Source organism: Sphingopyxis sp. YR583, from assembly GCF_900108295.1.
GTDB lineage: Bacteria > Pseudomonadota > Alphaproteobacteria > Sphingomonadales > Sphingomonadaceae > Sphingopyxis.
On the sequence record NZ_FNWK01000002.1, the window covers coordinates 487,039 to 499,456 of the forward strand.

A 12,418-nucleotide genomic window follows, 5' to 3' on the forward strand; every position below is an offset into this window, starting at 1 on the left:
ATTACGCCCCTTTGGTTTCGGGATGGATGCCGGCGGCTTGCGGCTCGGCGAGTTCCTTCTGACCTTCTACATCGTCGCCGTCACGCAGCGTGTCGAGATGCATCCAGCGCTTCACGATCGGGCTGAGCAACAGCACAACCACGCCGGCGCCGATCGCGATCCAGCCGAACAGTTGATAGATGTCGAGCAAGCCCTGCTTCGTCATCTGACCGTCGTGGCCGCCGGTGGCTTCTCCGATCTTGCCGGCAACGAAATTGCCGACTGCGGTCATATAGAACCAGGCCCCCATGATCAGCGACGCGAGGAAGCTCGGCGCCAGCCGGTTCATCGCGCTAAGGCCGACCGGGCTGAGGCAAAGCTCACCGGTGGTGGCAAAGAAATAATAGGCAAAGACGAGGATCACCGGCGTCATCGCGGCAACGCCATAGGCTTCGGCGCCCCAGACGAGGACGAGGTTCGCGATGCCCATCTGCGCGAGCGCGAGGCCGAACTTGGCCGGCGCCGACGGCTCGGCGCCGCGCTTGCCGAGCCACAGCCACAGCGTAGCGAAGAGCGGCGCGACGAGGATGATAATGATCGGGTTGATCGACTGGAAGATGCCCGCGGGCACGCCGCCACGATCGACGAAGCGGTCGGTGAACAGGTTCATCGAACCGCCCGCCTGTTCGAACAGGCCCCAGAACAACGGATTGAGGCTGATCAGGAACAGGATCGCAAACATGCGCTCGCGCGGTTCCTTTTCGAGTTTGAAGCTCTCGTAAAGCACATAACCGAGCAACGCGACGCCCGAGATAGCGAGCAAGCCCTGGATGACGTCCTGATATTGCACCAGCGCCCAGATCACCGCGACCGCCGCAAAGCCGACGGCATAGATGGTCATTTCGCGCGAGCGGGCGAGCGGAGCCGGCGCCTCACCGGCGCCGTTGAGAACGCCCTTGCCGAGCACGAAGACGATCAGGCCGGCGAGCATGCCGATGCCCGCGAGGCCGAAACCGAAGCCCCAGCCGATCGTCTGGCCGAGATAGGCGACGAGGATGGTGCCGAGCGCGGCGCCCGCGTTGATACCCATGTAAAAGATCGTATAGGCGCTGTCGCGGCGGGTATCGGTGAGCTTGTAGAGCTGTCCGACCATCACAGAGATGTTCGCCTTCAGGAAGCCCGAGCCGACGATGATGAAGGCGAGCGCGGCCCAGAAGATGTTGATCGTCGGGTCATTCTGCCCGCCGACGCCCTCGACCGCCATGAGGCTGTGGCCTGCGGCGAGCAGCAGCCCGCCGAACAGCACCGCCTTACGCTGGCCAAGATAACGGTCGGCCAGATAGCCGCCGAGCACCGGCGTGATGTAGACGAGGCTAGTGTAGGCGCCATAGATCAGGTTCGACTTGCTGTCGCTGAACAGCCAGTGCTGCGTGAGGTAGAAAATCAGGATGGCGCGCATGCCGTAATAGGAGAAACGCTCCCACATTTCGGCGAAGAACAGCATGTAAAGGCCCTTGGGATGTCCAGCGAATTCTGGCTTCCGGCTCGTCGCGATCAGCGCCCCGACGGTCAGGAATGCCCCCAGGAGGATCACCGCGATAACCGCGATCCAGTCGCCCTCCTGCCAAAGGCCAATATCTTTCATCAAAGCGTCCCTTTTTTCGATTATCTTGAGCGCGGCCGTCCGCCGCGCGAATGGGGCAACCTAGCGTTAAAATTGCGTATGGGAAGAATCTAATTGCGCCTGAAACCGCTTCGGGCGGGCCAAAAACTGTTGCGAATCGCTCGCAACTCTTGCGCCGAAGCCTATAAAACTCCACATGCGCGCCATGTTCAACGACAGCTCCTCTCTCCTCGCCCATCTTGCCACCCGCCGTTCGGGGAAGGCCCGCGACATGATCGCGCCGGGCCCCGACGCCGCCAAGCTCCGCGATATCATCGCACTTGCCCTGCGCACACCCGATCACGGCAAACTCGCCCCCTGGCGCATCGTCACGGTCGCCGACGACCAGCGCGAGGCCTTTGCGACGCTGCTCAAAAAAGCATGGGTTGCGGAAAATCCGGGCGCGGCCGGCATGGACCTTTCGGCGCTCGACCAGTTCGCGCATCAGGCCCCGACCTTGCTCGTCCTCCTGTCCACGCCGGTCGCGGGCAGCAAGATCCCGGTGTGGGAACAACAAATGTCGGCCGGTGCGGTCGGCATGAACCTGCTCCACGCCGCGCATGCGCACGGTTTCGTCGGGAGCTGGCTGACCGGCTGGGCCGCCTATAGCGCCGAAGTCGCCGCGGCATTCGGTGCCGGCGAAGGCGACACGATCGTCGGCTACTTCTTTCTTGGTACCCCGGCTCGCGAACTCGACGAACGCCCCCGTCCCGAATATGACGACGTCGTGCGGTCATGGGAAATTTAGTTTCATAGTCGGCATCAAATTTGTAATTAGTCGCATTTGACTGTGCTGCTGTCTTATGGCATTAAGGCGGCATGCTCGATCAGTCAAAACCCGTGTACCAGCGCCTGCGCGATGTCATCGCCAACGCCATCCTCGACGGCACGTTCCGTGACGGCGACATGTTGCCGTCGGTCCGCTCGCTCGCGGCCGAGGAAGGCGCCAATCCGCTGACCGTAGCCAAGGCCTATCAGACCTTTCAGGACGAAGGGCTGGTAACGGTCAAGCGCGGGGTCGGCATGTTCGTCGCCCAGGGCGCGACCGAACGCCTGCGTGATCTGATGCGCGCCGACTTCCTCGCCAATGTCTGGCCCCCCGTCGCAGATCAGATGCGCCGCATCGGCCTCGACGCGCGCGCGCTTCTGGACCTTACCGAGGCCTGAGCGCGCTTTCGGAGCGCCGCGGAAAGTTCGAGTTCAGCCGCGACCTTCGTAGAGGTCCGCCAAGGTCGGTCGTTTTCCGAAACCGAGTCCACGCAACATGTCGGCATCGCGGCCCTTCTTTTCCGACAGACAATGTCGCTCCAAACGGCGCCCGCCCGTAGCAAGACCCGCCAGCCCAGTGGGCGCGTAAACATAATCGCGGACAATGAGGACATGTGCGTCGTCGAACGGGATTCGATCCTCTCGTCTGTAGAGCGAGAGCCATTTCATATCCTTGCTCCACTTGCCCCGGCTTTCGACATTCAGCCCCCGCCGTTTGAGCGCCACCCTGTCGGCCATCACCCCGCGGACACCCGGGTCGTTGTCGCACAGCGATTCAAACTCGGCGCGGCTGTTCATCAGATTGACGACATCCCGTCCGGCGTAAGCCAACGATGAGACGACCGCCGCAGCAACCAGCAAAGACGCGCCGATCCGGGGCCACCGCACACCATGTGCGCGACCATAAACCAGTGGATGCATGCCGCCGACGCAGGCACCGAAAACAAGTTGGGCGTTATCGACCGCATAGGTCCCGGAGAAATGCCAGATAGCCAGCCCCCCGACCAAGCCGATGATTGCGAAGGCGAGCGTCGCGACGAAAATATGTTCGGACAAGTGGCGGCGAGTGAGGGCCATTAAAGGAATTCCGAGCAGCAATCCGACCGGAACGGCAATAAAAAGGGCAAAGAAAAGGACGATATTTGCGACCAGCAGGAAATTCATCCCGCCGTCAATGGGTGTGGAGGCCTGAACATGCGGGTTGATCGCAGCATAAATCATTGCCGCCAGCACCGAACCCAAAACCGATGCAATGACGGATATGCGCCCTAGATGGCTGCGCCCGGATCGTTCGCTTTCCTTTTTCATCAGTTTCTCGATCGCCAAACTGAACTTCCTGCTTTGCTTCGCCTAACGCCCGATCTGCGCGGCCTTGTCGCGCAAATCCGCCGCAGCCTGCTTCTTGCCGCGCCGGTCGAGCAGGTCGGCGTAAAACTCCATGATCCCGCTGTTCAACGGCTGCATTCGATAGGCGCGGTCGATCAGCGGCAGCGCGCGATCGTCGTCGCCTTTCGCGACCCACGCCCGCGCGAGTTCGCGCAGGACCACAACGTCGCGATCACCGATACGGCGGCGGACATGCTCGAAATGCGCGATGGCCTCGTCCCAATGCTCGATATCCATCGCAAGATGGCCGGCCAGCCGATCGGCGGCGATGCTCGACGGCTGGATGTTGCGCAATGCGAGGATCGCCGCGCCGGACCCGGCGGCATCGCCCGCTCGAAACAGCGCATTGGCGAGGCGCAATGTCGTCCGCTCGCTCGCGTCGAGGCTGCGCGCCGCGCGATAGGCCGGTACCGCCAGATCATATCGCCCGCCGGCAAGCGCCGTGTCACCGAGCAGGATATGTGCATCGGCAACGCCGCGGTTCGCGTCGCGGAGCTTCGTCGCCCGGAGAATCGCGCGCGCGCTGTTCCCGCCGGCAAGGTCGGCGGCAATCGCCGGGATCACCTTGGCAGGGTCGAGCGGTTCGGCATCGGCCGCCATCGTCAGCAGCCCATAATCGTCATCGGCGGCAAAGGGCACCGCTTCGCCGGGCGAGAGCGCCGCTGCGCGCGCCAGATAGTCCGCCGATTCGATCCGCCGCCCCAGTTCGGCCGCCGCACGCGCCGCAAGCAGCAGCGACCAGCTATCGGCGTCGGGACGCCGGACCAGCGGCAGCAGCGCGTCGAGAGCGGCATCGGCGTCGCCATCGGCCCATTCCGCCGCCCCCAGAATGCGCCGCGCGGTAAAATTCTGCGGCTGCTCGTCAAGCAAGCGGTCGGCCCATGTCGCCGCGACCGCCTCGCCCCCCAGTTCGAGTTCGACGATCGCGCTCAGCAGCATGAAGGAGGGCTGCTCGTCAAGTTCGCCGCGCGTGCGCTGGAGCAGGCTGCGCGCGAGCCGATAATTTTCCGCGCGCGCCGCGACCACGGCTTGCAGGTAAAAGAGGCGTGGGTCGCGCGGCACGATCGTCGCGGCGTGGCGCAACGCGGTCAGCATGTCGCGATACCGGCCAAGGTCGCCCAGCGTCGCCGCCTGTTCGATCAGCGCATCTTCATTATCGGGATCCGCGGCCAGCGCCTTTTCATACCAGTCGAGCGAGGCGGTCAGGCCCTCCTGCGTCCGCACGAGGTTCGCCTTCAGCGCCAGCACCGCGCTGTTCGTCTTGTCGAGTTCGATCGCATAGTCGACCGCATCGCGCGCACCGGGCGTGTCTGCATAAGCGTCGCGAAAACGGGCGACATCGACCCACAGCGCCGAGTTGCGCGGCAATTCGTGCACCGCCCGGTCATAGGCTTCGCGCGCCGCGCCCAAGTCGCCGCTCGCCAGATGGACGTCGCCCGCGACCCACGCCGCCTCGCCGATCATCTCGGGGATGATCGGCCCGTCATCCAGCGTTTCGAGCGCGCGCGAACCTTCCCCCTGCATCGCATAGGCACGCGCCAGCAGCGGGCGCAGCGCCGCCGCGCTACCTCCCGCGCCCAGCGCACCCTTCACCGCCGCTTCCGCCCCCACGCCGTCGCCCAGCCGGATCGCGACGCGCGCCAGCTCAACCCGCTCGGCGATCGCCGCCGGGTCGTTCGCGATGGCTTCCTGAAGCGCGGCACGGCGCTCGATCAGCGTCTTGCGCGGCGCGGCGGACGGCGCGTCGTCACATGCTCCGAGCAGCAGGGCCACGAACAGCAGCGCACTAGTACAGACGCGGCGGAAATCCATTCAGGCCTGCATCCGATACTGTTTAAGCAGATCATAGAGCGTCGGGCGGCTGATCCCGAGCAGCTTGGCCGCTGCCGAGATATTGCCCTCGCTCTGCGTCATTGCGCGGCGGATCGCAACGCGGTCGGCCGCCTCGCGCGCACTGCGCAAGTTGAGCCAGGCCTCCTCGCCCTCTCCGTCACCGTTCCCGCTACCCGCGAGGTCGAGATCTTCGCGCAGTACCAGCTTGCCGTCCGCCATGATCACCGCGCGCTTGATGCGGTTTTCCAGTTCACGAACATTACCGGGCCAGCGCCCCTCGTCGATCGCCTGCAGCGCATCGGGAGCAAAGCCGCGGACGGCCGGGTTCATCTCGGGCGCATATTGATGCAGGAAATGCCGCGCTAGCAGCACGGCATCGCCCGGCCGCTCGGCGAGCGAAGGAATCTTCACGACCATCTCGGCGAGCCGGTAATAAAGATCGTCGCGAAAGCTCTGTTCGGCGATCATCGCGTCGAGATCGCGGTGCGTCGCGCACACGATCCGCGTGTCGACCGCAATCGCCTTGCGTCCGCCGATCCGCTCGATCGTCCGTTCCTGCAGGAACCGCAGCAATTTGACCTGCAACGGCAATGGGATGTCGCCGACTTCGTCGAGGAAAAGCGTCCCGCCGTGCGCGAGTTCGATCTTGCCCTCGGTTGTCTTCACCGCGCCGGTAAATGCGCCTTTTTCATGCCCGAATAGCTCGCTTTCGAGCAGGTTTTCGGGGATCGCCGCGCAGTTGATCGCGACGAAGGCACCGTCGCGCCGCGCGCTTGCCTCATGGAGTCCGCGCGCGAGCAATTCCTTGCCCGTACCACTCGCACCGAGCAGCATGACACTGACATCGAGGTTCGCGACGCGCTCGATCGTGCGCGCGACCTTCTGCATCTCGGGTGCGCCGGTGATCATCCCGCCAAGCACGCGATTGTCGGTCGCCCCCTGCTCCGCCAGCCGGGCATTTTCGACCTCCAGCTCGCGGACATGAAAGGCGCGGCGAACGATCAGTCCCAATTCCTCGATGTCGATCGGCTTCTTGTAGAAATCCCACGCGCCGTTCGCGATCGCGGTCAGCGCGCTCGTTCGCTCGCCATGTCCCGATACCACGATCACCTTGGTGTCGGGCTTGACCTCCAAAATGGTCTTCAGCGTCCGGAACCCCTCGCGCGTCCCGTCGGGATCGGGCGGCAGGCCAAGGTCGAGCGTGACGACATCGGGCTCCTCAGCGCGCAGCAGTTCGATCGCCGCATCATGGTCGCCGGCAACGAAGACCTGATAATCCTCATACGCCCATTTGAGCTGCGTCTGCAGCCCCGGGTCGTCTTCGACCACCAGCAATTTGCGCAGATTGGCCCCGCTGTCGTTCATTTCGATCCCATTTTCATCACGCGGGCGTCGCCCCCCATATCGTCACGCGCATCGGCGAGCGGCAACCACAGGGTGAAGCTGCTCCCCTTGCCCCGCTCGCTTTCCACCTCGACCCCCCCGCCCATCGCCTGTGCGATCTGCAGCGCTTCGAACGCGCCCAGCCCGAAACCCGATTCCTTCGTCGAGACGAAGGGCTTGAAGAGTTCGCTGCGGATAAACTCGCGCGTCATCCCGCTGCCCTGATCGATCACGTCGATACGCGCCCGCCCATGCTCGGCCACCGCGATGACCTGCACCGGGGTTCCCGCCTCCGACGCGTCGATCGCGTTGGCGACCAGATGCTGGACGATCTGCCGGATCGCGCCTGCATCGGCCCATGCCGACAATCCCGCCTGGCACCCGACAAACAGCACACGGCGCGCGCGCATCTCGGCGGCGATTTCCTGCAGCACCGGTTCGACCATCGTCCGCCCCGCCTCCACCGCCGGTCCGCGTTCGCGCGGCGCCAACCGGACGAGCAGGTCGCTGAGACGTCCGGCCGAAATCTTCAGCGTTTCGACCATATCGGCGCGGAAATCGGCCTTGTCGGCATGGCGTTCGGCATTGCGCGCGAGCAGGCCGATCTGGCTCGCCAGATTCTTGATGTCGTGCATGATGAAGGCGAAGCGCCGGTTGAATTCGTCGAAGCGCCGCGCTTCCGACAAAGCCTGCTGGCTCTGCGATTCGGCAAGGTAGCTCGCCGCCTGCTGCCCCGCGATGCGCAGCACGTCGAGGTCTTCCCAGTCGAGCGCGCGCGAAACCGGCGGCCGATGCAGGATGACGATCGCGATCATCCGCTGGAAATGCAGCACCGGCACCATCACCCACGCCCGGCTGTCCGCGATCAGCCAGTCGGGAATGGCGAGGTCGGCGCCGGCCTGCCCTCGCCGCTCCGCGTCGAGGTCGACGATATGCTGCGTCTCCTGCAGCATGAAGGCCGAGCGCAGCGAGAGCATCGCGTCCTCGCTCGCGCCATCGGGCCAGTGCCATTGCTCGGCGACACGAAAACCGCCAGACGCACCGGGCAGCATCAGCAGCGCACCGGGGCTACCGGTCAGTTCGGCGAGCGCCTTGGCGACGCGGCGATGCAGATTGCGGTCGTCCTCGCCCCCATCCCCTTTCGCGCCCTGCCCCAGCGTCGCCGTGAAGCGCATCCATTCGGCGCGATAGTCGTAACGATGCTCGAAAAAATGCTTGGAGATCATCACCGACAACCAGGCGCGCGACCGTGACGAAGCGAGCATCACCCCGCCGGCGCCGATCACGACGACCAGCGAGATCGCCTGCGCCAGTTCGGCATAGTCGCCGCCGGCGACGCGCGCGACCGCGCCGGTCAGCGCGATGACGATCAGATAGGCCGCGGCACCGAGAAGGATCAGCGTGCGCGTCGCGGCCGTGCGCGACAGGCGCATCCGCTCGCGTCCGATATCGAGTGCGGCGACGACATAGACCGGCAGGATCAGCAGCGCGATCGCGGGGAGCAGCGCGATCAGCGTCGAGGCGATCTTGCCGGTCAGCGCGCCGATCAACTGGACGTTGAGTTCATAGGCCCACAGCATCGCAAAGCCGCCCGCGACCGCCATGACCGGCATGCGCTGCCCCGCGCTCGCATGACGAACCCCGCCATCGATCACGAGCAGCCCGCCGATCGCGACGATCAGCGTCGCAAAGGTCAGTGTTGGCGTCATCCACGGCTCGGCGGCGGCACCCGCCCGCACATGCGCCGCGGCGCCAAGCAGGAAGGTCAGAACGCAGATCGTTGCGAGCATGCGCAGGATCAGGCGCAGCGGCCGCGACATCGGCGCGCGCGGCGACCAGAATGTCGCCCCCACCCAACCAAGCATCGCGATGTCGCGCAGGGTTTGAATGACCAGCGACTGCGACGATCCGGCACCGAAGAGGGTCAATGCGCCGCACCATAATGCCGTCGCTGCAGCCGCCAGCGTCAGAAGCCGCGGCGCCGGCATCAGCGCCGCCATGCGCGCCCGCGAGCGTGTCAGCAACCACAGGGTGACGCCGGCAAAGCCGGTTAGCGCAAGCGCCGACAGGATCTGGGACAGGCTCGCCAGCGCGCCCACCGCTACCGCGCTCCCTCCGGCCACAGCACGACGCGCACGGTCTGGAGAAGGATCAGCAGATCGAGGAAGGGCGAGTAGTTCTTGGCGTAATAGAGATCATACTCGAGCTTGACCCGCGCATCCTCGACCGAGGCGCCATAGGGGTAGTTGATCTGCGCCCACCCCGTCAGCCCGGGCTTCACCATGTGGCGCTCGGCGTAATAGGGCAGCTTCTTCTCGAGTTCCTCCACGAAGCTCGGCCGTTCGGGGCGCGGGCCGACGAAGCTCATGTCGCCCTTCAGCACGCACCAGGTCTGCGGCAGTTCGTCGATCCGCAGCTTGCGGATGATCCGGCCGACGCGCGTCACGCGCGGGTCGTTCTCGCTCGCCCACACCGCCTTGCCCGACGCTTCGGCATCGGTGCGCATCGAACGGATCTTGAAGATATCATAGGGTTCGCCGAACAGCCCGACCCGCGGCTGGCGGTAGAAAACCGGCCCGCGGCTGTCGAGAATCACGGCGATCCCTGCAACGATGACCAGCGGCAAGCCGACCACGAGGACCAGCAGGCTGGCGACAATATCGAACAGCCGCTTGCCGACCTTCGAAATGCGCTGCCCCGCCGAAAAACCGTCGGAAAAGATCAGTCCGCTGGGGTTTGTGGTCGCGAGGTCGACGCGCCCGGTCTCGCGCTCGATAAAGCTCGCGATATCGTTGACGTGCACACCCGTCGTCTTGACGCGCAGCAGGTCGTTGAGCGGCAATGCGTTGCGCCGTTCTTCGAGCGCCAGAACGACCTCGCCGGCGCGAAGCGCAACGACATGATCGGACAGATTGGGAATATCGTCGCGCGGGACGGCCCCCGTCACGGTCTTTTCCGCCGCGCTCATCGCAACGAAGCCCACCATCTCGAGCCCGCTTCCCGGCGCATCGGCCAAGGCGGCCAGCCGCGCGGCACGCGGCCCAGCACCAAGCACCAGGATGCGGCGGCGGAAGGCCTCCGTACCCGACGATTGGGTCAGGGCGAGCCGGATGACGAAGAGCACCGCGATGGCAAAGATCATCGCGTACAGGCTGTTCGCGCGCCACAGCGTCGCGGTCGGCAGCAGGAAACCGAGCACCGAAAGGAAGATCACGCCGAGCGAGATTGCGGCGAGCAGGCGCGCGGTGGCGAAACGCATCGAGCGCAGCCCTTCGTTCCCATACATCCCGGTCGCCATCATCGCGAGCGAATTGGCGACACCGAAGGTCAGGAGCGGAAGCCAGCGGCTCGCGAGCGGCCCGGCGTCGAACCCGGCCTGATGGGCATAAAGATGCCATGCGCCCTCTGCCGATCCGAGCAGCGCAAAAAACTCGATCAGCGCCAGCCAGACGACCGCGTGCGGAACATAATGTTTAAACAGCCGAAACATCGAAACTCGCCAGACCCTTTCGCTCGCGCGACCCTATAGCGGAGGCGTCAACTGTCGGTTAATTTTACACTCGCTATATCGCGAATGACAAGGTGACCCGCCGCATTCAACAGGATAGACCGACGCCCATGACGCTGATGATCCAGCCTGTTATCCTGTGCGGCGGCGCCGGCACGCGGCTCTGGCCCGAATCGCGCGGCACCCGCGCGAAACAGTTCTTGTTGCTTCACGGCCAGCGCAGCCTGTTCCGTCAGACCGTCGAGCGCACGCCTGCGGGGCCCGATTTTCTTCCGCCCATCGTGCTGTGCGGCGACGGCCATGTCGCGATGGTCCGCGAACAGATGGACGACCGCGAGGAAACGCTGCTCGTCGAACCGATGCCGCGCAACACCGCCGCCGCGATCGCGCTTGCCGTCGCTCAGGCCGATGCCGATACACTGCTCCTCGTCATGCCGAGCGATCATGTCATCGCCGATGTCCCGGCCTTTCATGCCGCGATCGCCAAGGGGGTACGCCTCGCGCAGCAGGACTGGCTCGTCACCTTCGGCATCACGCCCGATCGCCCCGAAACCGGCTTCGGCTATATCGCTGCGGGCCGTCCGCTTGGCGAAGACGGCTTCGCGGTCGACCGTTTCGTCGAAAAACCGCCGCTCGCCGACGCCGAAGCGATGCTCGCGGCGGGCGGATACAGCTGGAACGCCGGGATATTCCTGTTTCGCGCCGCGCGGATGCGCGATGCGATGCTGACGCATTGCCGTCCGATCTTCGAAGCGGCGGACAAGGCCGTTGCGGCGGGGATGCGCGACGGCGACGCGCTCTACGCCGACGCCGTCGAATTCGCGAAAGCGCCGTCGGACTCGATCGATTATGCGGTGATGGAAAAGGACGATCGCGTCGCGGTGGTGCCCGCGGCGATGGGCTGGTCCGACCTCGGCTGCTGGCACACGATCCACGCACTCGCCGACAAGGACGATGCCGACAACGCGGTTACCGGCGACGCTTTTCTGCACGAAAGCCGCGGCAATCTGGTCCGCGCGGGCGACAAGCGCGTCTCGATCCTCGGCATGGACAATATTGCCGTCATCGTCGACGGCGACGACATATTGGTGATTCCGCTCGAGAGATCGCAAGAGGTGCGCGCTGCCGCCAAGGCCCGCGAATAGGCGGTCATGGGCGGATATTCCTGCTTTGCCGAAGCACCGCTGGGCCTGCTCGATCACGGCCCGGGCGAGCTTCGCGACCGCCACTGTCACGATGACGCCTTCGTCGCAGTCGTGCTCGAAGGCGGCTATCAGGAGGCCGGCGACGAGGGGCGTTGGAACGTTCGTCCGGGCGACGCCCTGGTCCATCACGCGTTCGAATCGCACCTCGACCGGTTCGAGGCAAAGGGCGCACGGGTGCTCGTTCTCGCGCTGCCCCCTGAACTCGCGACGACGCGGACCATGCGCGGATACGTCGCGGACCCCGATCGCCTTGTCCGCCTCGCGGAGCGCGACGCGCGCGCGGCGTCGGCCTATTTCGCCGAGATGTTCGTCACAGCCGGGACCACGGCCCTCGACTGGCCCGATCTGCTCGCCGACGACCTCCGCCGCCTCGCCCCCTTCGCGCTCGCGCACTGGGCCGAGGAAAAGGGCGTCCGTGCCGAAACGCTCAGCCGCGGTTTCCGCTCCGCCTATGGCTGCACGCCGAAATCCTATCGCGCCGACGTCCGCGCGCGCGCCGCCCTCACCGCCGCGCGTCATGGGCGCGAGCCCTTCGCCCACATCGCACATCGCCTCCATTTCGCCGATCAGGCGCATATGACGCATGCGGTCGCGCGGCTGACCGGGGCGACGCCGGGTTGGTGGCGGCGACGTCAAATGGATACAAGACAGCGCTGACCTCGCGCCGTTATACTCCACCATTACACACTTAAC

At 65.1% G+C, this 12,418-nt stretch carries 10 protein-coding genes; 4 read left to right on the forward strand and 6 right to left on the reverse strand.

The features are described 5' to 3' along the window. Position 1: 1 nt before the first annotated feature. Positions 2 to 1,624, reverse strand: a complete 1,623-nt coding sequence (locus BLW56_RS14395) for a peptide MFS transporter (protein ID WP_093511354.1) — start codon at positions 1,622 to 1,624, stop codon at positions 2 to 4. 184 nt (positions 1,625 to 1,808) lie between these two features. Here BLW56_RS14395 and BLW56_RS14400 point away from each other — a divergent pair, with 184 nt between their 5' ends. Together BLW56_RS14400 and BLW56_RS14405 are read left to right on the forward strand one after the other, a co-directional pair. Next, the gene (locus tag BLW56_RS14400; protein ID WP_093511355.1) at positions 1,809 to 2,390 is read left to right on the forward strand and encodes a nitroreductase family protein; all 582 of its coding nucleotides are present in this window, start codon (positions 1,809 to 1,811) and stop codon (positions 2,388 to 2,390) included. A 71-nt stretch (positions 2,391 to 2,461) separates the two neighbouring features. Further along, on the forward strand, positions 2,462 to 2,809 hold the full coding sequence (locus BLW56_RS14405) for a GntR family transcriptional regulator (protein ID WP_093511356.1): 348 nt from the start codon (positions 2,462 to 2,464) through the stop codon (positions 2,807 to 2,809). 33 nt (positions 2,810 to 2,842) lie between these two features. Here the strand turns inward: BLW56_RS14405 and BLW56_RS14410 are convergent, their stop codons facing one another. The 5 genes from BLW56_RS14410 to BLW56_RS14430 are packed head-to-tail and all read right to left on the reverse strand — an operon-like array spanning position 2,843 to position 10,502. Further along, positions 2,843 to 3,736: a hypothetical protein gene (locus tag BLW56_RS14410; RefSeq protein ID WP_093511357.1), complete on the reverse strand. Its 894-nt coding sequence runs from the start codon at positions 3,734 to 3,736 to the stop codon at positions 2,843 to 2,845. A 24-nt stretch (positions 3,737 to 3,760) separates the two neighbouring features. Further along, complete coding sequence (locus BLW56_RS14415) at positions 3,761 to 5,608, reverse strand: tetratricopeptide repeat protein (protein WP_093511358.1); 1,848 nt, start codon at positions 5,606 to 5,608, stop codon at positions 3,761 to 3,763. After that, complete coding sequence (gene prsR, locus BLW56_RS14420) at positions 5,609 to 6,994, reverse strand: PEP-CTERM-box response regulator transcription factor (protein WP_093511359.1); 1,386 nt, start codon at positions 6,992 to 6,994, stop codon at positions 5,609 to 5,611. Beyond that, on the reverse strand, positions 6,991 to 9,135 hold the full coding sequence (gene prsK, locus BLW56_RS14425) for an XrtA/PEP-CTERM system histidine kinase PrsK (RefSeq protein WP_256203476.1): 2,145 nt from the start codon (positions 9,133 to 9,135) through the stop codon (positions 6,991 to 6,993). The genes prsR and prsK overlap by 4 nt, the downstream gene beginning before the upstream one ends. Next, positions 9,114 to 10,502, reverse strand: coding sequence for a TIGR03013 family XrtA/PEP-CTERM system glycosyltransferase (locus BLW56_RS14430; protein ID WP_093511360.1), 1,389 nt, complete (start codon positions 10,500 to 10,502; stop codon positions 9,114 to 9,116). Before BLW56_RS14430 ends, prsK begins: the two co-directional genes overlap by 22 nt. 128 nt (positions 10,503 to 10,630) lie before the next feature. On the opposite strand from BLW56_RS14430, the gene BLW56_RS14435 reads away from it, so the two are divergent. Together BLW56_RS14435 and BLW56_RS14440 are read left to right on the forward strand one after the other, a co-directional pair. Beyond that, a complete protein-coding gene (locus tag BLW56_RS14435) occupies positions 10,631 to 11,665 on the forward strand; it encodes a mannose-1-phosphate guanylyltransferase (protein ID WP_256203477.1) in 1,035 nt (344 codons plus the stop codon). Positions 11,666 to 11,671: 6 nt separating this feature from the next. Further along, complete coding sequence (locus BLW56_RS14440) at positions 11,672 to 12,382, forward strand: helix-turn-helix transcriptional regulator (RefSeq protein ID WP_093511361.1); 711 nt, start codon at positions 11,672 to 11,674, stop codon at positions 12,380 to 12,382. The last annotated feature ends 36 nt before the right edge of the window (positions 12,383 to 12,418 follow it).